The following is a 24,256-nucleotide window of genomic DNA, read 5'->3' as shown; positions in this document are numbered from 1 at the left end:
CCGATATTTCCGGAATTACTTATATCTGCATTCAGGTAAAAGAAAATTCTCTGGAACATTTTACAGCAGAGGACGCCGTAATCGGCTAATTAAAAGTATTTATTTACAAAAATGCACAGCTCCCGATAAGCTAAGAACTGTGCATTTCTTTTTTCTTCAATTTTACAATTTCTCTATTTTTCAAACAAGAATTTATCTAACGTAGCGATGCCCCGAACTCCCTTAGTTCTTCTCTCTTTTTCTCGCTCTTGTTTTCAGACCCATGTGCTGTAAACACACCCATGTTTTCAAGTCCAAGATAATCCAGAAAGTCTCCTTTGAACGAGAAAAGAGCACCCTCATACATATTAGCATCTCCGGAGCTAAGTATCATGGCAACTTTTTTCAAATTCTTCGGTCTTCTCGGATATGCCGCAGAATAAAATCTGTCGATTACACATTTTAGCTGACCGGATATGCCGTGATAATAAATGGGCGATGCAATAACAAGCATTTCTGCTTCTTTCAAAAGATTATATACTTCCTGCATATCATCCTTCTGAATACACTCACCGTGTCCTTTGCTATGACAGTATTCACATGCCAAACACCCACCTATCTTCTTTTTGCATACATCCACCACATCAACGGTATGTCCTGCACTCTCAGCACCTTTCTTAAATGCATTAACCATATCTTTTGTACTTCCCTGTGGATGTGGACTTCCATTTAATACTAATATCTTCATTTCCATCACCTTATCTTTTTATTCTTCAATTTTAGTACCAGTCATGCTTCTCATTTTTTTCCAAAGCCTCAATCTGCTCCATCTCTTCGTCAGTTAATTCAAAATTATACAACTGCGTGTTCTCCATGATGTGATCAGGATTGCTTGAACCCGGAATTACAATTCTGGTGTCACTACTTCCAGCCTCCCAATTTCTATTTTATCTGATTGCAAATATCCGCAATAATCTGAACCGGTGTCATACCAACCTCTTTCAGTAATTCATTTGGGTCATATCGGTCATAAAATTTCTTATCAAGTCCGTAATTTTTCACTTTCATATCAGAACTACCATAGAAGGAAGCTATTTTCTCGCCAAAGCCGCCGCTTAAAATACCGTCTTCCATGGTTATTACCATCTGATGTCTTTCGGAAAGACTTTCCAGTAATTCTTTGTCAATACCAGAAGCAAAACGAGGATTGATCAATGTCGGCGTAAAGCCAAGTTCTGTTTTTATTTTTGCACTGAGCTGTTCACCACGCTGATAAAAATCACCAAGTGCCAGAATTGCAACCTTTTCACCAGCTTCTTCCACTTTAAAATGATTCAGTCTGTTAAAATCCTTATCTGCTTCACGATAGGTCACCTGATTTCCGGGGATGAGAATCATAACCGGATGTTCCTTCTGATCAACTGCCCAATCTAGCATAGCAAGGTATTCATCTTTTGAGGTAGGTGCAAGCACTACCAGATTCGGAACATTCGTGTAAGCCGCCAGTCCAAAAATTCCAAGATGCGTAACATCTGTCAAACTGTCAAAAGAATTGTAGTTTAAGAGAATCGTAACAGAACTATTATTAATACATACATCATGGGAAATCTGGTCATACGCTCTTTGAATAAAGGTTGTGTTAGTAACCACAAGCGGTTTCGCACCGTTTTTTGCAGCACCAGATGCCATGGCAATCGCCTGTTCCTCCGCAATCCCTACATCCACATACTGCAATCCCAGCTCCTTTCGCTGCTCCTGATTTAAGCCTGCACTGCCCGGCATAGCAGGAGTAATCACAAGAAACTCAGAATCACTTTTTGCTTTTTGCATAATATACTCAGCAGTGATAGATGTATAATCTTCTCCATCTCCAAAAGAAATTGTAGGTTTGCCTGTTTCACGGTCAAATGGCATACACCAATGCCATCCCTCTTTGTCTTTTTCAGCAATCTCATATCCCTTTCCTTTTTGTGTATGGATATGGACTACGATTGGATGATCCGTATCTTTCACCTTGCGGAATAAGGAAATTAGTGATGCTATGTCATTGCCGTTTTCCTCATATATATAATCTAATCCAAACGCTTTGAAGAGATTATTGGAAGCAGTTCCGCCTGTTTCTCTTAGTTCGGCAAGATTTTTATACATTCCGCCATGTACTTCGGCAATCGACTGCTCATTATCATTTACTATAATAATTAGATTGGAGTTAATCTCTGATCCGGCTACATTCAATCCCTCTAGTGCTTCACCGCCTGAGAGGGAGCCATCACCAATAATTGCAATAATATTTTCTTTATCTCCTTTTATATCTCTCGCTTTAGCCAGACCCGTAGCCAAAGAAACTGAAGTCGAAGTGTGACCTACATTGAAGAAGTCATGTTCACTTTCTTCCGGATTTGTATAACCGGAATCCTCTGAAAAGTGCTCATCGGAAATATATCCATTCTTTCTTCCGGTCAGAATCTTATGAGGATAGCTCTGATGAGATACGTCAAATACAAACTTATCCTTAGGTGAAGAGAAAACATAATGCATGGCAATCTCTGCCTCCACCATACCGAAATTTGGACCAAAGTGACCGCCGATTTTAGTCAACCGGTTAAACAATGCCTCTCTGATTTCCGAAGCAAGTTCCTCCAGCTGCTCCATAGACAATTTTTTTACATCTTCCGGTCCGTTAATTGTTTGAATAATTTTATAATCTGTCATTTACATTCTCCTTATTTTCATTAGGTTTCTTTAACGAGTAGATCAAATAATCCAGGCAATCTATGTTTTCCTGATAATTATGTGTCTATTCTATTAAATGTTTTCTATACACATACAACTGTGATAACAGCGCTTCTACATTGTTTTCTTGTGCCAGTTTCATGCAACGCTGGATAGTTTTCTGATTACAGCCTGCGTCCACAAGATTCTGATAAATTCTTCCATATTTGTCATTTGCTTCTGCCATCTGTCTGCACCTCCTGCTTTAATTATACATTCTTCAAGTGATATATCTAATATTTATAATTCATATCATGATATTCTTGACAGGAATATCATTTGAGTATAGGATAATAAAAAAGGTTGGAGGTTGTACTATGGAAATTCGTGTACTTCGCTATTTTCTTGAAATTGCACGTGAAGGAAATATGTCAAGGGCTGCTGAAAGACTTCATGTTACACAGCCAACGCTCTCTAAGCAGATGAAGGATCTGGAACAAGAACTTGGCAAAAAATTATTTAAGCGTGGCAGCACCAGCGTCAGTCTTACTGATGAGGGTATGCTTCTACGAAAAAGAGCAGAAGATTTACTGGCCTTGGCTGACAAAATCACAAACGAATTTCAGGCAATGGATGATATCACAGGCGGTGATATTTATATTGGCTGTGCAGAATCTTATCTTGTAAAGTATCTTGCCCGTGCTGTAAAAAAGTTAAGCAGCATTTATCCCAATATCCATTATCATGTTACCAGCGGTGATACCGAACAGGTAACGGAACGATTAGACCGTGGTCTTCTGGATATGGCATTTATTGTAGAACCGCCAGATTTATCAAAATACAATTATCTTGAAGTTCCTGAATACGATACATGGGGTGTTCTGATGAGAAAGGACAATCCATTAGCCACAAAAGAGGCTATTATCTTTGATGACTTATTGGATATTCCTATTTTTTGTTCGGAACAGTCTGCTAAAATGGATTTACCCCGTTGGTGTTCCGATAACCTTGACCGACTTAATATATTAGCGACATTTAATCTCTGCAATAACGGTGCCGTTTTTGTCCGTGAAGGGCTGGGGGTTGAGCTTACCTTTGACAAGTTAGTAGAAACAAATGCAGAAAGTGATTTATGCTTCCGTCCGATTACACCGCCCCTCCATACAAAAATGTATGTTATATGGAAAAAATATCAAATATTCACTCCTGTTGCTAATCTGTTACTGGAAGAAATAAAAAAGATCATCGTTTTACCATAATCGTGAAACGATGACCTTTTTGTGATTTGAACACAGCAAGACAAACTTCGATTGAGATTTCACCTGTTTTAAACGATTTAATAACTGTTATATTTTATTATCAAATTCTCCGTAAGTCCTTGAAACACTGGATTTATCGCAGGTGAACTTTCCCTTATTGTTTCCCTTGTGTTATATCGTCCCACCAGCGTCCTCACTTTCTGAGATTGTCGGTCTTTTCATAATTTTGATCACATTCGGATGATTCTGTTCCCTCATTTTCTAATCCTATTATACAGCAAAAGCGTATTGCCGGTCGTATAAACCACAATACGCTTTTGCCTTTATGAAGCTACTTTGTTACACAATACTCATAAACCATTCCACCGTTTCAGGTGAATAATGGGAAAAGAACAAACTCTTTCCAGTATCAAGCACTTCAATCTGCTTCATTTCCTCATCTGTCAGTACAAAATCAAATACATTGAAATTCTCCTGCATTCGTTCTTCGTGCGTTGATTTTGGAATCACAACAACGCCATTCTGAAGCAAGAAACGAAGTGCCACCTGAGCTACACTCTTTCCATATTTTGCTCCGATCTCTTTCAGTACCGGAGTATTGAAGAAATCATTTTTTCCTTCTGCAAACGGTCCCCAGCTCATAATCTGTGTATTATGTTTTGCAAGATATTCACGAGCCACTTTCTGCTGCTGGAACACATGTGTTTCCACCTGATTTACCGCAGGAACAACTTCTGCAAAATGTGCAATGTCGATATAACGATCCGGATAGAAGTTTGAAACGCCGATTGCACGTGCCTTGCCTGCTTTATAGGCTTCCTCCATTGCACGGTATGTTCCGTAATAATCGCCAAATGGCTGATGAATCAAAAGCAGATCCACATAGTCTGTTTTCAGTTTCTTCAAGGATTCCTCAATCGAAGCCTTTGCTTTTTCATATCCTGCATTGCTGATCCAGATCTTTGTGGTAATGAAAAGTTCCTCTCTTGGCAGACCGCATTTTACAATTGCCTGACCTACGCCTTCTTCATTGCCATATGCCTGAGCAGTATCAATGCTACGATATCCGTTTTTGATTGCAGTAAGCACGCAGCTCTCTGTTTCTTCCGTGGGAGTCTGATAAACGCCATAGCCAAGCTGTGGCATTTTCACACCATTATTTAATGTAACATAATCCATCGTTTCGTCCTCCCTTTGTATTCATTTTATGAAATATGATATTTCTTGTTTTCTGTTTACACTCAAATTATATTCTGTTAAAATGAATGTGTACAATATCAATTCTGGAATCTGCTATTCATATTATGAATAGAAAGGGGGGTATCTAAATGTTAGACTTATCCGATCTTTACCAGTTTGTAACCTACGCAGACTGTGGTACCTTATCTGCTGCTGCAGATAAACTTCATATTTCCCAGCCGACACTTACCAGAACCATGCATGATGTGGAAGATGCTTTTGGTGTTCCGCTCTTTCATCGTGGTAAAAACCGTATCGAATTAACTGCCACCGGTAAAGTTGCGGTAGAGCAGGCCAGGTCTCTGCTTTCCGAGTCTGAAAAAGCAGTTCAGACCGTACAGACATTTGAACGCAATCAGCATACGATTACCATTCATTCCTGCGCTCCCGTACCTCTATGGTCATTATTGCCTGAACTGTCTCGCAGATTTCCTGATAATATTATTTCCTCAAAACTGACAAATATGGATGAAATCCTTCAAAATGCCAGTTCCGGCAATGCTGATATCGGTATTCTGCCACAGGCCTGTTCAGATAAAAATCTTCTCTGCATCCCTTATCTTAAGGAGCAGCTCTATGTCTGTATCCCGAAAGAACACAAATTGGCAGAATATTCTCAGCTGAGTCTTTCACAGCTTAACGGTTTTAACTGCCTTCTTCGTGATGAAATCGGTTTCTGGACAAATCTGGTAAAGAGCAAAATGCCAGCATCCCGCTTTCTGATACAGACAGATGAATTTGAGTTTGAAGAATTGGTCAGGACTTCCACATTATTATGTTTTTCCAGCAGTAAAGCACCCGGCTCAGAGCAGACTCTGAAAGGACGGAAACGAATTCCCTTAACTGATCCTGAAGTAAATGTTACCTATCACCTGATTAGTTCCGCTAAGAGTACTATTTTACAATCTGTTTCGCCCACTTTTGAATTTCGTTATCAGAAGTAATCTGTTTTTCTTCATTAAAGCGTACATTGAGTCCCGCATGAACCGTTTTTTTTAGACATAAACCAATAAAATATAACACAAAATGCTAAAGCAAACACAACACCAAAAACATTTTGAATCACTCTAAGACTAACCGCTCCTTGTAGTCCATAAGTCTCTGCAGCAATGGCTAAAGCACCAAATGTGTTAAATACTGCCTGCCAGCCATATTGTGCTGAAAATCCTACACCGATTCCACCAAGAATTCCTATATATGCATAGATTGACGAAGGAAGCAGAAAATATAATACTGTAAAACATATAACACCTGCAATATTTCCGACAATCCTTTTACGGACTCTGTAGTGCATATCTTCCATAAACGGCAAAATCGCGGACATGGCCGCAATACCAGCCCACATTGCACGTGGCATATTACAAAGTTCTGCAATGCAAAGGACAATCGGTACGCATAAAATCTGACATATCTGCCATTTTGTTCTGGAAGAAGTGATATCAAATTCTTGTATCAAATCTTTCAGATTTCTTTTATAGGTTCTGTTTTTATGATTTCGATAAAATACGAAGCAGGTAAGTGCTGCACCTAAAGCCATTCCGACTAATCGCATCTGATAGCTTTTTCCCGTAACATCATAACCATATAGCAGCAGATACCCAAGAACCAATGTAGATTGATTAAACATGAATGGATTATGGCATCCGAACAGAATCAACACAGCCAGTGCCGCAATATTTAACAGCATTCCCAATACCGGTGAAAACTGATTTGCTAAATGCGGACATACAGTCATAATTACAAAGAACAAAGCCAAAAGCATCGTAGATTGTCCGGTGTGGATCCCCAGATCCGCATTTCTAAACACCATGAGACATAATAAGACTACTACACCTACAATGCTGTTCTCATTTCCAAATAGGATACTGAAAATACTAACAAAGAAAAAACAAAATGCCATTGTAGCAGCTATCTTCACCAGATATACCCACATATGATATAATTTTTCTTTTAGTGTTTCACTCTTTTTCAACAGGTTTTTAGAACCTGCCTGATTTAACTGCAACTCCTGATAAAATGTCATGTAATTCCTCCTCTATCTGTTTTTCTTAAACTTATATGGCCTCATCTTTCTGTATTGGAAGCTCTACAACAAATCTGCATCCACCATATTCACGTTTTTCTGCTTTGATTGTTCCTCCGGCACTATCTACAATCCGTTTTACAAGTGCAAGACCTAGGCCATTTCCTTCTGCTTTATGAGATCCATCTACCTGATAGAACTTGTCAAATATTCTGGATTTTACATCATCCTCTATTCCTGGTCCTTCATCTTCCAGAATGAACTTAACAGAATCCTGTTCTTGTTTCAGAAACATCGTAATTGTCCCCTTTGAAGGACTGAACTTAATCGCATTATCCAAAAGATTTATCCAGATATGCATAAAAAGTCCTTCATTCCCAGTATATTTAACTTCCTCCAATTCTACCTGAAAACCAATTTCTTTTTCTGTCCATTTTGTTTCCAATGAAAGAAATGCCTGGCGGATCTGTTCATCCAGACGATATTCTGTTTTTTTCATTGGTATATTCTGATTCTCTAACTTGGATAACAGCAAAATATTACCAACCAATCCGGAAAGTCTTTGGGTGTTAAATAAGATTTTTTCTACATATTCCTCTTGATCCGGAGACAGTTCTTCTCCCTGAAGCAGCATTGTATATCCTTCAATGGCATTAATCGGGGTCTTAAACTCATGAGAAACATCAGATACAAAATCCATCTGCAGCACCTCTGTTGCACGAAGTTCTTTTGTCATAACGTTAAAACTTTGATAAGATTCTCCAACTTCTGCTATACGGCTGTTCGTTTCCAAATGCTGTTCAAAATCTCCCTGAGAAACTTCCTTCATTGCTTTACTAAGTCTGGTAATTGGTTCCAGTAACTTTGCATTAATAAAGGAAGTGATCAGCCCTGCAATCAATGTATTGAAAATCAAAAGCCAGCCAAGCACAGGTATGCTGCCCGGCAGATTAAAAAAATGATTCAAAAAAGCAAATAATAAAGCAGATATGACTGTTGAAAATACAAGTGCCAGCCAGATTGCACCAGTCAGACAGGATCGGATCCGCAATCCTTTTTCTTTCTTTTGTTCCATTATTTTTTCACCACCTTGTATCCAATTCCACGCATTGTTACGATTTCAAAATCAGGGTTATCTTTAAAACGCTCTCTGATTCTTCCTATATGTACCTCTATCGTATGTGGGTCTGCCTCCGTCTCGTATCCCCATACTTCATCCATCAACTGTTGTTTTGTAAATGTTCTGCCTGGCGAAGCTGCAAGCTTATATAAAAGCAGGAATTCTTTTTTAGGCAAAACAAGACTTTCCTTATCAGTTGTAACCGTCATTGCATCATAATCAAACTCTGTTGAACCGATCACAATTTTGTGTTCATTCAGTATCTGTGCACGGCGAAGCAGTGCTCCTACTCTTAAAACCATTTCATTCACATTTACCGGTTTTACCATATAATCATCACTTCCAGAAAGAAATCCTTGGCGCATGTCATCAAAGTTTCCTTTTGCAGTGATCATAAGTACCGGTATCTGATATCCTGCTGAACGGAGTTCCGACACCAGTTCATAACCATCCATAACCGGCATCATGATATCGGAAATAATCAGATCAATATATTCCTTATCCAATACTTCTAATGCCTGAGCTCCATCCGGTGCACTTTTAACCTGATAACCATTCTTCTCGAGCACTTTCTGAAATAGCTGGCTTAATTCTTTATCATCTTCTACAATTAATATCTGAAACACGTTTTCCTTCCTCCCTGTTATCTATTAAAACAGATATCTTGCCCATCCAAGCAGATGCTGTACCAAAAACACATTTCTCTGACGTTTTTTTGTTAATTCAATTGGTTTTACATGATACGGATCATGATACGTGCCATCTTCTAATGCCTGTCGGGATACTTTTTCATATTCCATCATTCCTTCTTCCAACTGTTTATTGATTTCTTTGCTACGTATTACAAGCATCAGTTCCGTATCCAGATACGTACTTCTCATATCCATGTTAAAGGAACCAATCACAGATAAATCATCATCGATCAGGATGCTTTTTCCATGGTAAGAATAACCGCCTTCATATTCCCAGATGTCAATTCCTGTATTTAAAATCTTATTTCTATTTTTTGCATAATCAGCAGACCCGAATGGATTGCCATTATTTGCAACCGAATTTGTCATGATTGAAAAATTTGGAACATTCTCTGCAATCTCCTCCCATGTATTATACATCATATCATTACAGATAATATATGGTGTATGAATCTTTACACGATTCTTCGCACTTTTCATCAATTCTCCCAGCTGATACCAGACTACTGGTTCCTTGGAAGCTGTGTGAATAGGATTTGATACCAATGCAATCTTTTCTGTCTCAAACGTTTCGTCCGTGTAATCGGTATCGCAGATTCTTTCCTTATTCTCTTCAAAATATTTCTGATAGCCGTTCTGCAGCTCTAAAACTGCGTTCTTTACAGATTTTCTATTTGCCAGTTTTTTATTGTCATGAAAATAACCACTGTCTTCTTGTTCCCATATCGTTTCAAAATACTCTAACAACTGGTTAACTGAATTTTCTTTCTCAGGTTCATCGCAAACCACTAACACGTCTCTGTCATAGTTCTTATGTCCCGGAAAATCACCCAGGAAATAATTGTATGTATTTCTTCCCCCAAGAATATATCTCTTTCCATCTGCAATCAAATATTTATCATGCATTCTACCCATCATTTTCCACGGTTTCAACGGATTGGCCTTATTATACAGTTTAATTTCAACATTCTCATGGGAAGATAATCCATAGAAATACGGATTTCCTTCCATATCAATCCAACTCTCCATTCCATCTACTAACAGACGAATATGTACACCTCTGTCTGCCGCATCATGCAGTGCTCCTAAAATCAATTTTCCACTTTCATCGGATTGAAATGCAAAAGTAGAAAGAATAATTTCCTTTTTTGCATTCTTAATCAATCGCACTCTTTGTAAAAGAGCTTCCGAATTCTTTTCTATGATCACTGCCCGTTCTGGATTCTCACTGCATTCGTTCCACGACTCATTTTTTGTTTCTTTTTTGGTTGTATTGGACACTTCCGGCTGCTTTTTATATGCAACGCAGATTCCGAGCAATTCATAAAAAGCCACACATAAAAAAATTGCCAGTATAACAAGAAGGATTTTACATATTTTATGCTTTTTCATTGTACATCACCTGATTTCTTTTTATTTCATACTTATACAATACAAAGTCAATCTCAATTTAACCTCAACAAGGTTTGTTTTTTTCATCCATGCAAAATCTTCTTTGTACAACAGACTGTTAGATATAGCAAAAACGGCCTTTCAAAAACAGTTAACTTCTAAATCAACTGTTTTTTGAAAGGTCGTTTCATCAGATTCTTATAGCAATCCAGCAAATAATCTCATAAATAATTGTCCCAGTCGCAAATATGCACTTCGTCCGGTTTGATATTGGTCTGTCACATCACGACATTCTCCCATCGTTCTTATCAGATCATTTTTTATTTCCACAACTGCCTGACAATCTGCCATAAAACAGCCGTTTTCAAAATGGTGATATAAACTTCGATAATCCAGATTAATTGTTCCACAAGTTGCCATACAGTCATCTGCCACACTCATTTTTGCATGACAGAAACCAGGAGTCCACTCATAAACACGAACACCATGTTTAACTAATCCATGATAAAAAGAACGAGTTATATTATAAATGAATTTTTTATCAGGGATACCAGGTGTGATAATTCTTACGTCTACCCCTCGCTTAGCAGCCAGACATAACGCATGCGTCATTTCATCTGTTATGATTAGATATGGAGTCATAAACCAACAGTATTTTTCAGCTTTATTTATCATACTGATATAAACTTCTTCTCCTACTTGCTCATTATCCATAGGGCTGTCTGCATAAGGTTGAACAAACCCAGTTTGCTGTGCCGCATAATCATAGTGGAAAAGGTATTTACTAAAATCAGAATCATTAGCATCCTTATCACTTACTGCATTCCACATTTCCAAAAATGTCACCGTAAGCGACTGAACAGCATCTCCTTCTAAACGAATACCTGTATCTTTCCACTGTCCATACGGGTGTGTGTAATTAAAATATTCGTTTGCTAGATTATATCCACCTGTAAATCCGACTTTTCCATCAATAACTGTTATTTTTCTATGATCACGATTGTTCAAAAACAGATTTAAACCTGGCATAAACGGATTGAATACACGGCAATGAATTCCCATTGCCTCCATCTTTTTCACAAAATCTGTGTTAATAAAGCCTATAGAACCCATATCATCGTAGAATACTCTAACTTCCACACCTGCTTTTACTCGCTCTTCCAGAACATCTTGAATCTTATGCCATGCTTCAGCGTCTTCTATCGCATGATATTCCATAAAGATAAACTTCTGTGCTTTCTCCAAATCCTTAAGCTGTGCCTCTAATCCTTTCACTGCTTCATCAAAATACACAATATCCGTATTCTGATAGATTGGATACTGCGAATTTCTTTGTATGTAACTTGCTATATTTCCTGCTTTCGGAATTGTTTCTTTTATTCTGCTCAAACACTCCTGACTGTCCGGAAGCATTGGTAACAATTTGCTATCAATTTCTGCATATCGCTCACGCATTTTATGTGTGCCACCATTCAAACCAATCAACAAATACAGGCCTACACCCATAATTGGGAAAATTAGAATTAAGATGACCCAAGGCATTTTCATAGAGGATGTCTTATTTGATGCGTACAATCCCAAAACCAAGATCCCACTCAAAATCCTTGTAAATAAATTTATGATTTCTGCATATTCATTCAAGCGTGTTACGATAGTAATAATAAAAATCACTTCTAGAAGAATGCAGATTATGGAAAAACACAGCCGTTTTACCCCATTTTTTGTTTTTGCTTTGCCCTCTAAAGTATCTTGTTTCATATATATTCCACCTTCCTACTTGCTCAGTTTTCTCCCTAAATTTCGTGTAACATATCAATTTTGTCTTTTATTCTCTGCATTTCATTATCTGCTTCAATGATAGCTCTTGCAGAATGAAGTAATTCTTCACTTATCTCATCATAGCCAGGCATTTCTTCAATTCCTTTTTTATAGCGAAGTTGATGTTCCAATGTTGCCCAGAAATCCATACCATTGGTTCGAATCTGTAATTCTACACGCATAGGTGTTTTACCCTTAGCAAAAAATACTGGTATTTCAACAATCATATGATAGCTTCGATAACCATTCGATTTTGGATTTTTCATGAAAATCTTTTATTTTGTTCCAACTTCATACATGATCATAACATGTAAACTTTAAACTATTTTCCCAGATTATTTCTCCATCAGTTTTTCAAACCAGGTATCCATAGCTAGGATGAATTGACTTACGTCTGGCAATTCTTGCAGCATTTCGTTTAGGGTTTTGTGCTTCACATATTTCTGCACATACACCCAACAAGCAACGCTACTGGCTTCTGATACAATGTCAGCTATGGTTTTGCGCATAAGCTCTTCAAATTCAGCAATTTCTTCTTTCGGAACAACATCATACAGTGTTGGTGCCTGATGACTTATTTTTATTCCATTTTCATTTGCATCTTTAAGCAGATTCTTAACTTTTTCTCTTGAATCCTCCGGTACTTTCATGTACTCCCACATAAATGCTACCACATCGGCTGGCCTTATTTATATCATTTCACTCTTTTTTGAAATAGAACAACACCACAGCAACAACTCAAATCGACTTAAAATTCCAGACTATTCGCATTCAGCAAGAAATACTTCATTCCCATGATGACAAAACCTTCATCATTTCTCCAAGGCTTTTTGCTGCCATTTACAATGACGATCTTCTTGAAAGAGTCCGGGATATTACGCAGAGAATTGAACTCCTGCGTCTGTTTTTCTTCCGAAGTCATGTCATATGCAACCTGGATATAGTATCTCTGGTTTCCTTGATTCACCACAAAGTCAACCTCCCACTGCTTGCGAACACGTTTGCCCTCTTTATCCTTATCGAAGATATCCACGACACCCACATCAACATTGTAGCCACGGATCAACAGCTCGTTACAAACAATGTTCTCCATGATATGAGTAGGCTCCTGCTGTCTGAAATTCAGACGTGCATTTCTCAGTCCCAGATCCGTAAAGTAGTATTTCAGATTTGCACCGATATACTTTCTGCCCTTAATATCGTATCGGCTTGCCTTGGAAATCAAAAAGGCATCTGTCAAATAGTCGATATGCTTGGAGATGGTTTTATTAGCATAAGTCATCTGGCGCTCACTGGCAAAGGTATTGGCAATCTTTGAAGGGTTGGTCGGTACGCCGATTGCAGATGCAAGCACATCAACCAGAATCCCAATCTCATCCACGTTCTGAATCTTATTTCTTTCAATAACATCCTTCAGATAGACATTTGCAAAGATGTTCTTCAGATAGTCCGCTTTCTGTCGTTCGCTCTGGAAACTTACGATCTGCGGCAATCCTCCGTAGATCATGTAGTCATCCCATGCATCATCATAATCGCCGTCATAGACAGAATAAAACTCTGCAAAGGAGAGAGGATAGATTCTAATCTCATCACCTCTGCCACGGAACTCGGTCACAATGTCGCTGGACAGGAACTTGGAATTACTTCCGGTGACATACACATCAATATTGCTCATGCGGAGCAGGCTGTTCAGCACTTCCTCAAATTGTGACATAAACTGCACTTCATCAAGAAGCAGATAGTATTTGCCATCGTCTTTCATTGCATCTTTGATGTACTTGAAACACACCTTAGGATCTCTTAGTTCCTCATTTTCAATACCGTCTAATGCAATCTCAATAATATGATCAACATCAACGCCGTTCTCCAGTAAGTATCTCTTAAAGATGGTAAACAGCAAAAAGGATTTGCCACATCTACGAATGCCGGTAATCACCTTTATCATTCCATTATCTTTTCGCTCGATCAGCTGCTGTAGGTAAGCGTCTCTTTTAATCTCCATCGTTACACTCCCCATTTCCGTGCATCTGCACACTTTTTAGTAATGAGATTCTATCACAGAATGACCTGAATTTTAATATGTATTCCCATTTTATGTGCATCTACACACTTTTATGTAATGTTGATAAATATATTTTCAGATTTTTTTGATTGCAGTGTCTATAATCGACTACTCCAATCGTTATTATAGGTAAACAACAAAAAGAAGATGGTTCCGATGTTTCATTAAATATGTTCGTTAGTCTTTTACGCAAAGGATTCTATCTCCTGTGCGCCCTAATGCTTTTCGGATTCAGTTCAACAAACTGGAAGTTCATAAACGCATTTGCTTCTTAAACGCAAACATTCCCTCATTGCCATCACCAACAAAATCGTCCGGTGTATCCGGCATAGGATGTTTTTCATTAAAAAATTCTGTAATATGAAAGCCGCAGACATTCACATAAAAATGAATGTTGCGCTTATCAAAGTACGGCGTACAGGTTTCCCATACTTTCGTGTTCGGATATATTCGTTCCAATTCAAACCATATCTTCTTACCAATACCATTGCTCTGAACTCCGTTCTTTACAAAAAGCAGGTCAAGATGGTTATGCTGTGTACTCTCATTGATGATAACAACTGCACCGCCCACCATTTCTCCATCGACAACAGCTTTATAGACAGCAGAACCCTCCGCATTCACCGACTGGTCAATGTCCTTTTCAGGCAGAATAACAGCATCTGTTTTCCCGAATACATCTTCAAAACCTTTCTGAAATGCTTCCTGCATATCCGACTTGTATTGCGTTAATTCTTTTGGTTCTATACAAACTAATTGGAAGGTCATTTTATATCTATCTCCTCAAAACTCCTCAAAAAGTTCCGATTTGCACATCAAATCGTTTTCTTCATTCTATCACAGCTTCTATTGATCCGCCATCAATCTTTCAAACCAAGTATCCATAGCAAGAATAAACTGGCCTGCTCCTGACCATTCTTGCAGCATCTCATCCAAGGTCTTATGCTTCACATATTTCTGCACATATACCCAACAGGCAACACCACTGGCTTCTGATACAATGTCAGCTATGGTTTTACGCATGACCTCTTCAAATTCAGCGATTTCTTCTTTTGAAACAACATCATACAGTTTTGGCTCTTTATAATCTAATTTCATGCCATTTTCATGTACTTCTTTGATCATATCCTTAACTTTTTCTCTTGAGTTCTCCGGTATTTTCATGTACTCCCAGATGAATGCTACCACAGCGGATGGTGTATCTTTTTTTAGTGGTGGTAACTGAATAAAATCATTGTTTTCGCTCATTTTCATATCCTCCTTAAATTCAAGAATGCCCTCAATCGCCAGTTTTCGGTTCAGTCTTTTCTTTACTGTAAGAATGGTCTTGATCAGCTGTTGAAGTCCTTTAACAGGCAGATATGCGGCCTGTACAGGTATCAGAACAGAATCAGAAGAAACCAGTGCATTGATTGTCATCATACCAAGGCTCGGCATACAGTCGATTAGGATATAATCGTATCGGGATCCTATCGCATCGATATATTCTTTCATGATCATTTCTCTGCTCATAACATTTCCCATCGTCACTTCCAGTGCGGAAAACTCAATGTTTGCCGGAAGCAGATCTACATTTTCCTGATGATGTAAGATACCATCTTCCAGATTGATTTCTTCTTCGTTGATGACATCCATCATGATCGTTGCCAGTGTGATTCGAAAATCATCCGGTTCCTCATATCCTATCCAGTATATTTTATGATTAGTGAAGGGCAACGTAATGATATTTATATCTACTCTCATGGTGGAGAACCAACGATTTCTTCCAGAAAAGGAGCAAAGTTTGACCGTCATTGTGATTGGTGGCTTTATAAAGAGAGAGATTTAGTAGAAAACTACTTTCTCAAATTAAAAGTGTTTCGCCGAATAGCTTGACCACAACATAGCGACACGTTATGATAAACTTGCTTCCGCTTTTCTGGGTTTTGTATGCATCGTCTCAATATTAATTTGGTTAAAATGAACAACTCAAAATGTTTTTCAAACACGCTCTAGGACAATTATATCATGGGCTTTACTAAGCCTATTGAACAATATTTATTTGGTAACTAAGATACATGTATTTATGTATCTAAAAGATATTATACGAGGAGAGAATAAAATGAAAATCGAGGGAAACGAAAAAGAAATAGCTGCAATGAAAGAATTTCACAAAGGAAACCGGTCAGAGGGATTAAAACTCCAGGAAGAATTTGCATCGGAATTCAGGAAGGAATATGTAGATAAAGACCATTGTCCATGTCTGAAAGCTTGCAGATATCATGGAAATTGTAAAGAGTGCGTGGCAATACATCGGGCACATCAGGAACACGTTCCAAACTGCATGAGACCACTTATAAATAAGAAATTAAAAATTCTGTCGGAATTGACAGAACATACACTGGCAAAAGAGATTGAACCACCAAAAGAAGTATTGAGAAAAGATATAAAAGAATAGAACTATCATCTTTTACTTGAAAGGGATGTTCCTTAAAAGGGCGGAGACGTTCAATCTCAATTTCTATGATTCTTTCTTCGTTTTCTCCTGATTGTCTGTTTGCCTCAACCATCTCGACTCCTTTCCTCCAGGACTCAGGAAATAGAAAATGCCTGCCTGGAACTTTTGTTGTAGGTAAAGTTCCAAACAGACATTGCTGTTTGACCATTAGCTGTAGCTAATGGAATTGAATACTGTTTCAGCTAATTTATGTTTGCAGGTTTCGGAGAGATTGTTTCTTTTCCCGCCTTTTCTCTAATTTACATCCCCGAATAAGGGGTGACAACAGAGCGGAACCCAAATGTTAGCTGGACTCTTACAAAACCATGTTTGCAAACCAGTGATTTTTATTAGCTGTCAGCTAATAAAAATCGGATTGCGTTAGCTGGAAATGGATTATTTTGAATGGAATTTCGTGTCACGAACGTGATTAGAAAATAACAAAAGCGTTCGTTGTCAGCTAATCCAGCTAACATTTTCGAACGCTTTGAAGCCCGTCCATAAGAGGATTTGAACCTCCGACCCCTCGCTTAGGAGGCGAGTGCTCTATCCAGCTGAGCTATATGGACATATATGGTTGTGAAACATTTTGAACACTTCCAAAAGTTTCACAACCATTATTTTACTATATTTATTTTGAAATTACAAGAATTAATTCAAAATTCGAAAACTTAATAGTGCAGCTGACCCTGCAACCAGATTGTTCCTTTGAAGCGGCGTCCAACTGCCGGTTCGCCGAGAAGATCCTTGCTGTTGATGCAGATATCAAACTGTATATCATTGCTCTCAATAGTCATCTGGCAGATTTCTTCACCTGTCAGGATATTCTTAAATTTCATGATATCCAGAATCTCACCAAGAACATTATACTGATCACATTCGATTCCATAAGGCATGAAATAAGAGTCCACGATCGTGAGAACATCATCTGTAACAATTCTCTGGGAAATCATGGAGTAAGTATCCATATCCTCCATTGTAAGACTCTCCATAGCTTCCTCATCACCATTACGCGCTGCTGCGATCAGATTAGTCCTGTTTTTGGAAAGCTCTCTCTCCACCCTTACAGCTTCCTTATCCTTCTGTAGCGGAAACAGGATCTTTCCCTCAGAAGCCAGACCGGAAACCGTCACCGGACGGTCCCCCGGGTCTTTCAGGCCTTTGTATTTCTCCTGCATATATTCTGCCATATTCTGCAGATAAAAGATCATAGTCACTCCTATACGCAGATCATCACATGCTCCTGCATAAGATTCCTTATCTGTATGACGTTCAACAGTCACTTTTTCCCTGGATGTGATTCCTGTTCCCCTGAAAAATGGGAAATAATATTCCACGTGAAACTCACCGTTCTCATCGTACTGACCACAAACGCTGATTCCACAGTCACAGCCATAATTCTTTGAAAACTGTACAAATACGCCTTCCGGATGATTTTCCACGCAAACCTTTTCATCGTAGCTTGCGATCACATCACGGACGATCTCTTTTATTTCACTTCTTCTGGTAATCTGTGAAAAACCAACGGTCTTTAAATAACTGTGCACAAGAACACCTCCCTGAAAAAGCCTGCGTTTCTCTTACGCGCGTGTCTTTTTCTCAATCTTTGTCATACCGCCCATATATGGCTGCAGAGCTTTTGGAATATTTACAGATCCATCTGCATTCAGGTTATTCTCCAGGAAAGCAATGAGCATTCTCGGAGGTGCTACTACTGTGTTGTTTAATGTATGAGCAAGATATTTCTTACCATCTTTGCCGTTTACACGGATTTTCAGACGACGTGCCTGTGCATCTCCAAGATTGGAGCAGCTTCCTACCTCAAAGTACTTCTTCTGACGTGGAGACCATGCCTCAACATCGAGGGATTTTACCTTAAGATCAGCAAGGTCACCGGAGCAGCACTCAAGTGTACGAACCGGAATATCAAGAGAACGGAACAGATCTACTGTATTCTGCCACAGCTTGTCGAACCACATCTTACTCTCCTCTGGCTTGCAGACAACGATCATCTCCTGTTTCTCGAACTGATGGATACGGTAAACACCTCTCTCCTCAAGTCCATGAGCACCTTTCTCTTTACGGAAGCACGGAGAATAGCTTGTAAGTGTCTTCGGAAGCTCTTCCTCCGGGATGATCTGATCAATGAATTTACCGATCATGGAATGCTCACTTGTTCCGATCAGGTAAAGATCCTCACCTTCGATCTTGTACATCATAGCATCCATCTCAGCAAAGCTCATAACACCTGTAACAACATTGCTTCTGATCATGAAAGGTGGTACGCAGTAAGTAAATCCCCGGTTGATCATGAAATCTCTTGCATAAGAAATTACTGCGGAATGAAGGCGTGCGATATCTCCCATCAGATAATAAAATCCATTACCGGCAACACGTCTTGCGCTGTCAAGGTCGATTCCGTCAAAGTTCTCCATGATATCTGTATGATACGGAACTTCAAAATCCGGAACAACCGGCTCACCAAATTTTTCAATCTCTACGTTCTGGCTATCATCTTTACCAATCGGTACAGAAGGATCGATGATGTTCGGAATCACCATCATATCTTTCAGAAGCTCTTCCTCAACCTCTTTCTCTCTCTGAGAAAGTTCCTCAATACGAGTTCCGGATGCAGCAACCTGTTTTTTAACCTCTTCTGCCTCTTCTCTTTTTCCCTGGCCCATAAGAGCACCGATCTGTTTGGAGATCTTGTTTCTCTCAGCACGGAGAGCCTCAACCTCCTGCTTAATCTCTCTGTTTTCTTTATCAAGTTCGAGAACCTTGTCAACCAGCTCCAGTTTGCTATCCTGGAACTTATTGCGGATATTCTGCTTTACAACCTCCGGATTCTCTCTCACAAACTTAATGTCTAACATGATATTCCTCCTGTATTAAAAATATTCTTAATCTTTGCAGTTTTTTATTCCTTCTCAATCTCACCAAGACCAAAGTTTACTGCTTTTCTCAAAGCTTCCACTTCTTCCTGACTAAGTACAACATAGGACTCACCTTTTACGATCTCCTTTAAATAAAGGAAACAGTTATCGCGGCTGTGAACCGCATTCAAAATCAGACCTGTATTGTTTTTGTCAAGAAGCGCCAGTGCAAAGCTGAGTTTTCCACCTACATCATCAAATGCATCATACTTCTCAACGCCATATTTGCTGAACATTACATTCATATTTTTTTTGATAAAGCTGATGTCATGATCATGATCTTCCTTTGCTTCATACAGCCGGTCGATCTGTGCAAATTTTCTTACAAAAACTTTTTCCAGTGACTGTGCATCTCCGCCTCTCATAAACATCTTGTACTTCCGTTCCAAACGTCTGAGACGCATATTGCTGCTCACCACATTGATCAGAAGAATGATGGTAAGGATCAGCAAAATAATGATCACAATCCCGGAATCAATTCCCATGCTTTCAAAAATCCCGCTCATTCTGCCTCCTATCTGATAGATTCGAACAGATCAATGATCCTCTCCAGTTCATCTCTGGAATAATATTCAATTTCAATTTTACCTTTGTTGTTTTTCTTTCGCTGAATGGATACCTTTGTTCCCATGATACCTTTCATTTTTTCTTCCAGGCTCTCATAAATGGCATCCTCTGCTGTGTTTCTCTCTGTTTTTATTTTTTTCGCAGGAGAAACCAGATTCTTTACAAGTTTTTCCGTCTCACGAACACTGAGTTTTTCATCAAAAACCTTCATGGCTGTTGTTTCCTGAAGAGCTTCATCAGAAATTCCCAGAAGTGCTCTCGCATGACCAGCTGAGATCATATCTGCAATTACCATTTCCTGAACTTTTGAAGAAAGCTTCAGAAGACGCATGGAATTAGTTACTGCAGTTCTGCTTTTGGCAACTCTGTCTGCGATTTCATCCTGTTTCAGGTGAAACTCTTCCATCAGACGTTTGTATGCCATCGCTTCCTCTATAGGATTCAGGTCTTCCCGCTGAATGTTCTCGATCAGGGAAATTTCTACTATTTCCTGGTCTGTAAACTCTTTTACAACAACAGGAACTTCCTTGAGTCCTGCCATCTTGGCAGCTCTCCAGCGGCGTTCGCCTGCAATGATCTCAAAATAATCCTTCTTATCGGATACCAACAACGGCTGAAGAACACCATACTGTTTAATGGATTCCGAAAGTTCCAGCAGCGCATCCTCATCAAAATGTCTTCTGGGCTGATTCAGATTTGGTTCTACGCTGGAAATTTTCACAAGTCGTTCTGCGGCCAGATTATCTTTTTCAGTTGGTTTATCTTTTTTTACAACTGCAGATCTTGTCTTTTTTGCAGGTTCCTTTGATGGACCGCCTGCTTTGTTCGGGATCAGTGCGTCAAGACCTTTTCCAAGGCCTCCTGTTCTTCTTCCAGCCATCACTCGCCCTCCCTGCCTATAACTTCATCTGCCAGGAGGCGATAACTCTCCGCTCCTGTAGATCGTGAATCGTACAGATTGATCGGTTTTCCATAGCTGGGTGCCTCTGCAAGTCGTACATTTCTCGGTATGATCGTTTTGTATATATTCTGGTCCAGATTTTCTTTTACATTTTCTACAACCTGAAGTGACAGATTTGTTCTGGCATCATACATGGTAAAGACCACGCCTTCGATCTTCAATCTCTTATTCAATCGGTCCCTTACCAGTTCGATGGTATGTATCAACTGTGACAAACCTTCCAATGCATAATACTCACACTGAATCGGCACCAGAACGGAGGTTGCGGCTGTCAAAGCATTAATTGTAAGCATACTCAGTGACGGCGGACAATCCATGATTATGTAATCATATTTCCGGCGAAGTTTATCCGTGATCTTTTTCAGGATAAATTCTTTATCCTCAAGACCAACCAGTTCAATTTCTGCACCGGAAAGATTCATATTCGACGGTATCAGGTCAACATTATCTACAACGTTCCTTATAATAGTATCCTTGATCTCTGCTTCTCCAAGCAGCAGCTCATAAAGGGTGTTTTCTACTGCATTCTTGTCTGTGCCAAGTCCACTGGTTGTATTTCCCTGCGGATCAATGTCGATGGCAAGAACCTTTTTCCCTTTTTCAGCAAGGCAGGCCGATAGATTGATGGCTGTCGTTGATTTTCCAACCCCGCCTTTCTGATTGGCAACTGCAATGATTCGTCCCATTGTACCCCTCCTTTTTATTTTTTTAAGGGATTTTTACTCATTGGATATCATTATAACACTTTTATTTTTAAACTGCCACATAATGTTTCACGTGAAACAATAGAAAATAGGTTTTGAATTATTTTATTTATTGTATAGTATACCCAAACTCATTCTGACCTAAACAGGAGTTTTACAGTAACCGTACATCAATTGCAAAATCCATCAACTCTGCATAAATTTCCGGTTTTATTTTTTTCAATCAAACTATATATTTTATGCTATAAAAACGTGCTAAGAAATGAAGTTCCCTCTTATATAAATATTTTGATGAAATTGTTCTGATTTATCGTAATCTCAAAAATAATTCTATTTTCTTGGTATAGATCTATTATCTTTTATGGAAGCTTCCTACTGCTACATAGGCATCGAAATCCCTTGCTTTTACAGATTTTACAGCATTTTCAATTTTTATCTGCAAAAAAAACATTACTATAGCGATCCTCATAAATAATACATTTAAGACAGTTCAGCAGAGTGCAAAAAACAAGGAAGATATCTGCAGGCGTGCTGACGCACGGCAAAGATATCTGACGCAGGATTTCACACTCTGATGGGCTGGATTGAGATGTATTATTTTAGAGGATTGCTATAGTACAGCAAAGATATTTGACGCAGGATTTCACACTGTGATGAGCTGGATTGTTTGCATTAATTTATGGAATTGCTATAGAATGTCAAGCGAATAAAACCATTCTCAGATACCTTCGCAATTCTACAATGAATAACTGCTTCGCGATTTATCAGGAAGACTACAAACTTCCCTACCCTGATAAAAAGCAATTCCTCGATCACTGCTTATCGATTCCTTCAATGGAATCAGAAAATCAGATAATTTCCTGATTCGAGTCAAACAAACATTCGCAATCCGCAGTTGCTTCGCAGCTCTACACTGAATAACTTCTCTGTAATTTACCAGAACTTACTTGTTCTCTTCCTTAAGCAAGTACCCAACCGCTACTTATTGCGTTTTGCAATTAAGGCAGAGGACCTCCTGATTCAATAAAAAACTATATCATCGCTACCGTAAAACGCCTATAGCAAGTCACGCCCACCGCTTATTGCTTTTTGCAATTGAAGCAGGACATCTCCTAATTCGGTTAAAAAACTATATCATCGCTACCGTAAAACGCCTATAACAAGTCATACCCACTGCTTATTGCTTTTTGCAATTGAGGCAGGGGGACCTCCTGATTCAGTTAAAAAATTACATCATCGCTACCGTAAAACGCCTATAGCAAGTCATACCCACTGCTTATTGCTTTTTGCAGTTAAGGCAAGGGACCTCCTGATTCGGTTAAAAAACTATATCATCGCTACCATAAAACGCCTATAGCAAGTCATACCCACTGCTTATTGCTTTTTGCAATTGAAGCAGGGAGCTTACTTGATCCGGTTAAAAACTATATTAAAGTTACCATAAAGACATAGATACCAGACTTACAGCTGTTTTTATTTCTGCAATTGTAAAAGATGGGATTATATCTCTCTATTTTTAAGATACCTCTTAATGTTTCACGTGAAACATAAAAAAACAGATCATCAAATAGATATTCTTAATTGAAGCAGAGGCCTTACTTGATCTGGTTAAAAATAAAAATGCCATCAAGAAAATCACTCAAATATGTGATTTGACTTATAACTTCAAAAGTACTGAACAGTTACGAATACGTTATAAAACCAACAAGAAATATCAAAAAAACTCTGATATATGATCTCTGGTATTATCTGTATCACAAAAGTATGTAAAAAGTACAAGAAAATTCATCCACAAAATAATGTGGCAATTATCTTTATATTCCACCAAAACATCTATATATAGTAAATGGAAACATATATTTTTAGAGTGTTTTTCATAGTGTGAAATGCATGTATCTTTCAACCAGAAATATAATATTGTGAAACTTAAATTTTCGATTTTTGTTTATTTTATTATATTTACAAAAGATTTACGTATTTCTTTCATTTTTCTTCCAATCCTGTTATATATTCGTTATATACATGTTAAGTGAAGGTTTTTTCAAGCATAGTTTCATTTTGTAATATCCAATATCAAATGTATCTGAACAAGATTCTGGCACGAAACTGGCATAAAATAATTTCACCTAATAAGCTTTTTCTGCTAAGTCACGCCGAAAAAGCACTGCCTTGTCTTCCCTTTATCCCAGTCATGTGGATAAAAACATCTGCATTCGGTGCATAGTTTTACACCGAAGAGTTTTTTTACAGTTTGTCATGAATAGTACAGGTAATTTCACACCCAAAGCTTATTGTTTTTCATAATCGAAGCAAACG

General features: G+C 38.5%; 20 protein-coding genes, 1 tRNA gene and 4 pseudogenes. 4 read left to right on the top strand and 21 right to left on the bottom strand.

Annotation, left to right across the window (positions count from 1 at the left end; all coding sequences use genetic code 11):
* Window positions 1-89, top strand: a pseudogene (locus tag MUB50_RS17275) (cupin domain-containing protein); the annotation flags it as partial.
* A gap of 107 nt (window positions 90-196) precedes the next feature.
* On the opposite strand, the gene MUB50_RS13820 reads toward MUB50_RS17275, so the two are convergent.
* The 4 genes and pseudogenes from MUB50_RS13820 to MUB50_RS13805 all read right to left on the bottom strand — a co-directional run bounded on the left by MUB50_RS13820 (window position 197) and on the right by MUB50_RS13805 (window position 2,938).
* Window positions 197-727: a flavodoxin family protein gene (locus MUB50_RS13820; protein WP_173754301.1), complete on the bottom strand. Its 531-nt coding sequence runs from the start codon at window positions 725-727 to the stop codon at window positions 197-199.
* A 31-nt stretch (window positions 728-758) separates the two neighbouring features.
* Window positions 759-893 (bottom strand): annotated as a pseudogene (locus tag MUB50_RS17270) (aldo/keto reductase); the annotation flags it as partial.
* Window positions 894-921: 28 nt separating this feature from the next.
* Entirely contained in the window at window positions 922-2,691 is a 1,770-nt protein-coding gene (locus MUB50_RS13810; RefSeq protein WP_244791659.1) for a 1-deoxy-D-xylulose-5-phosphate synthase, read from the bottom strand.
* Between the two features lie 85 nt (window positions 2,692-2,776).
* Window positions 2,777-2,938, bottom strand: coding sequence for a hypothetical protein (locus tag MUB50_RS13805; RefSeq protein ID WP_243119256.1), 162 nt, complete (start codon window positions 2,936-2,938; stop codon window positions 2,777-2,779).
* A 130-nt stretch (window positions 2,939-3,068) separates the two neighbouring features.
* On the opposite strand from MUB50_RS13805, the gene MUB50_RS13800 reads away from it, so the two are divergent.
* Entirely contained in the window at window positions 3,069-3,950 is an 882-nt protein-coding gene (locus tag MUB50_RS13800) for a LysR family transcriptional regulator (protein ID WP_118516157.1), read from the top strand.
* Between the two features lie 339 nt (window positions 3,951-4,289).
* On the opposite strand, the gene MUB50_RS13795 is transcribed toward MUB50_RS13800, so the two are convergent.
* The gene (locus MUB50_RS13795) at window positions 4,290-5,129 is read right to left on the bottom strand and encodes an aldo/keto reductase (RefSeq protein ID WP_118625673.1); all 840 of its coding nucleotides are present in this window, start codon (window positions 5,127-5,129) and stop codon (window positions 4,290-4,292) included.
* A gap of 149 nt (window positions 5,130-5,278) precedes the next feature.
* On the opposite strand from MUB50_RS13795, the gene MUB50_RS13790 reads away from it, so the two are divergent.
* Window positions 5,279-6,133 (top strand): LysR family transcriptional regulator, encoded by an 855-nt coding sequence (locus tag MUB50_RS13790; protein WP_118516155.1) that lies wholly within the window; start codon window positions 5,279-5,281, stop codon window positions 6,131-6,133.
* Window positions 6,134-6,147: 14 nt separating this feature from the next.
* Here the strand turns inward: MUB50_RS13790 and MUB50_RS13785 are convergent, their stop codons facing one another.
* The 10 genes and pseudogenes from MUB50_RS13785 to MUB50_RS17260 all read right to left on the bottom strand — a co-directional run.
* Window positions 6,148-7,212 carry an FUSC family protein gene (locus tag MUB50_RS13785; protein WP_118516154.1) on the bottom strand — a complete coding sequence of 355 codons (1,065 nt, stop codon included), beginning with the start codon at window positions 7,210-7,212 and terminating at the stop codon, window positions 6,148-6,150.
* 31 nt (window positions 7,213-7,243) lie between these two features.
* Window positions 7,244-8,287: a HAMP domain-containing sensor histidine kinase gene (locus tag MUB50_RS13780; RefSeq protein WP_118625675.1), complete on the bottom strand. Its 1,044-nt coding sequence runs from the start codon at window positions 8,285-8,287 to the stop codon at window positions 7,244-7,246.
* On the bottom strand, window positions 8,287-8,958 hold the full coding sequence (locus tag MUB50_RS13775) for a response regulator transcription factor (protein WP_118516153.1): 672 nt from the start codon (window positions 8,956-8,958) through the stop codon (window positions 8,287-8,289). Before MUB50_RS13775 ends, MUB50_RS13780 begins: the two co-directional genes overlap by 1 nt.
* 24 nt (window positions 8,959-8,982) lie before the next feature.
* Window positions 8,983-10,416, bottom strand: a complete 1,434-nt coding sequence (locus tag MUB50_RS13770) for a phospholipase D family protein (RefSeq protein WP_244791657.1) — start codon at window positions 10,414-10,416, stop codon at window positions 8,983-8,985.
* Window positions 10,417-10,614: 198 nt separating this feature from the next.
* Window positions 10,615-12,174, bottom strand: coding sequence for a cardiolipin synthase (gene cls / locus MUB50_RS13765; RefSeq protein WP_244791655.1), 1,560 nt, complete (start codon window positions 12,172-12,174; stop codon window positions 10,615-10,617).
* Between the two features lie 35 nt (window positions 12,175-12,209).
* Window positions 12,210-12,509: pseudogene (locus MUB50_RS13760) on the bottom strand (GTP pyrophosphokinase); the annotation flags it as partial.
* 60 nt (window positions 12,510-12,569) lie between these two features.
* Entirely contained in the window at window positions 12,570-12,884 is a 315-nt protein-coding gene (locus MUB50_RS13755; protein WP_330637665.1) for a hypothetical protein, read from the bottom strand.
* A 98-nt stretch (window positions 12,885-12,982) separates the two neighbouring features.
* Entirely contained in the window at window positions 12,983-14,236 is a 1,254-nt protein-coding gene (locus MUB50_RS13750) for an ATP-binding protein (RefSeq protein ID WP_244802545.1), read from the bottom strand.
* 312 nt (window positions 14,237-14,548) lie between these two features.
* Window positions 14,549-15,064, bottom strand: a complete 516-nt coding sequence (locus tag MUB50_RS13745; RefSeq protein ID WP_118516149.1) for a GNAT family N-acetyltransferase — start codon at window positions 15,062-15,064, stop codon at window positions 14,549-14,551.
* 462 nt (window positions 15,065-15,526) lie between these two features.
* A pseudogene (locus MUB50_RS17260) lies at window positions 15,527-15,982 on the bottom strand (ParA family protein); the annotation flags it as partial.
* 415 nt (window positions 15,983-16,397) lie between these two features.
* Here MUB50_RS17260 and MUB50_RS13725 point away from each other — a divergent pair.
* Window positions 16,398-16,733: an LPS biosynthesis protein gene (locus MUB50_RS13725; RefSeq protein ID WP_118393538.1), complete on the top strand. Its 336-nt coding sequence runs from the start codon at window positions 16,398-16,400 to the stop codon at window positions 16,731-16,733.
* Between the two features lie 534 nt (window positions 16,734-17,267).
* On the opposite strand, the gene MUB50_RS13720 is transcribed toward MUB50_RS13725, so the two are convergent.
* From MUB50_RS13720 to MUB50_RS13695, 6 genes are all read right to left on the bottom strand, one after another.
* Window positions 17,268-17,341: transfer RNA gene (locus MUB50_RS13720), tRNA-Arg, on the bottom strand.
* 102 nt (window positions 17,342-17,443) lie between these two features.
* Complete coding sequence (locus tag MUB50_RS13715) at window positions 17,444-18,319, bottom strand: DUF3881 family protein (protein WP_244791654.1); 876 nt, start codon at window positions 18,317-18,319, stop codon at window positions 17,444-17,446.
* Window positions 18,320-18,352: 33 nt separating this feature from the next.
* Window positions 18,353-19,648, bottom strand: a complete 1,296-nt coding sequence (gene serS / locus MUB50_RS13710; protein WP_015526534.1) for a serine--tRNA ligase — start codon at window positions 19,646-19,648, stop codon at window positions 18,353-18,355.
* A gap of 44 nt (window positions 19,649-19,692) precedes the next feature.
* A complete protein-coding gene (locus MUB50_RS13705; RefSeq protein WP_118516132.1) occupies window positions 19,693-20,214 on the bottom strand; it encodes a DUF4446 family protein in 522 nt (173 codons plus the stop codon).
* Between the two features lie 8 nt (window positions 20,215-20,222).
* Window positions 20,223-21,155, bottom strand: coding sequence for a ParB/RepB/Spo0J family partition protein (locus MUB50_RS13700; protein WP_118516133.1), 933 nt, complete (start codon window positions 21,153-21,155; stop codon window positions 20,223-20,225).
* Window positions 21,155-21,922, bottom strand: a complete 768-nt coding sequence (locus tag MUB50_RS13695) for a ParA family protein (RefSeq protein WP_244791652.1) — start codon at window positions 21,920-21,922, stop codon at window positions 21,155-21,157. The genes MUB50_RS13700 and MUB50_RS13695 overlap by 1 nt, the downstream gene beginning before the upstream one ends.
* Between the last annotated feature and the right edge of the window lie 2,334 nt (window positions 21,923-24,256).

This window comes from Blautia sp. NSJ-140, assembly GCF_022868965.1.
Taxonomy (GTDB): Bacteria; Bacillota; Clostridia; order Lachnospirales; family Lachnospiraceae; genus Blautia_A.
Note: the sequence above shows the minus strand (reverse complement) of the source record. Positions and strands in the feature narration are given on the sequence as shown.

Coding starts and splice junctions, on each gene's coding strand:
- MUB50_RS13785 (WP_118516154.1), bottom strand. CDS start 7,212: ATGACATTTTATCAGGAGTTGCAGTTAAATCAGGCAGGTTCTAAAAAC.
- cls (WP_244791655.1), bottom strand. CDS start 12,174: ATGAAACAAGATACTTTAGAGGGCAAAGCAAAAACAAAAAATGGGGTA.
- MUB50_RS13790 (WP_118516155.1), top strand. CDS start 5,279: ATGTTAGACTTATCCGATCTTTACCAGTTTGTAACCTACGCAGACTGT.
- MUB50_RS13705 (WP_118516132.1), bottom strand. CDS start 20,214: ATGAGCGGGATTTTTGAAAGCATGGGAATTGATTCCGGGATTGTGATC.
- MUB50_RS13770 (WP_244791657.1), bottom strand. CDS start 10,416: ATGAAAAAGCATAAAATATGTAAAATCCTTCTTGTTATACTGGCAATT.
- MUB50_RS13745 (WP_118516149.1), bottom strand. CDS start 15,064: ATGACCTTCCAATTAGTTTGTATAGAACCAAAAGAATTAACGCAATAC.
- MUB50_RS13780 (WP_118625675.1), bottom strand. CDS start 8,287: ATGGAACAAAAGAAAGAAAAAGGATTGCGGATCCGATCCTGTCTGACT.
- serS (WP_015526534.1), bottom strand. CDS start 19,648: ATGTTAGACATTAAGTTTGTGAGAGAGAATCCGGAGGTTGTAAAGCAG.
- MUB50_RS13810 (WP_244791659.1), bottom strand. CDS start 2,691: ATGACAGATTATAAAATTATTCAAACAATTAACGGACCGGAAGATGTA.
- MUB50_RS13820 (WP_173754301.1), bottom strand. CDS start 727: ATGAAGATATTAGTATTAAATGGAAGTCCACATCCACAGGGAAGTACA.
- MUB50_RS13800 (WP_118516157.1), top strand. CDS start 3,069: ATGGAAATTCGTGTACTTCGCTATTTTCTTGAAATTGCACGTGAAGGA.
- MUB50_RS13725 (WP_118393538.1), top strand. CDS start 16,398: ATGAAAATCGAGGGAAACGAAAAAGAAATAGCTGCAATGAAAGAATTT.
- MUB50_RS13795 (WP_118625673.1), bottom strand. CDS start 5,129: ATGGATTATGTTACATTAAATAATGGTGTGAAAATGCCACAGCTTGGC.
- MUB50_RS13700 (WP_118516133.1), bottom strand. CDS start 21,155: ATGGCTGGAAGAAGAACAGGAGGCCTTGGAAAAGGTCTTGACGCACTG.
- MUB50_RS13750 (WP_244802545.1), bottom strand. CDS start 14,236: ATGGAGATTAAAAGAGACGCTTACCTACAGCAGCTGATCGAGCGAAAA.
- MUB50_RS13755 (WP_330637665.1), bottom strand. CDS start 12,884: ATGAAAGTACCGGAGGATTCAAGAGAAAAAGTTAAGAATCTGCTTAAA.
- MUB50_RS13805 (WP_243119256.1), bottom strand. CDS start 2,938: ATGGCAGAAGCAAATGACAAATATGGAAGAATTTATCAGAATCTTGTG.
- MUB50_RS13695 (WP_244791652.1), bottom strand. CDS start 21,922: ATGGGACGAATCATTGCAGTTGCCAATCAGAAAGGCGGGGTTGGAAAA.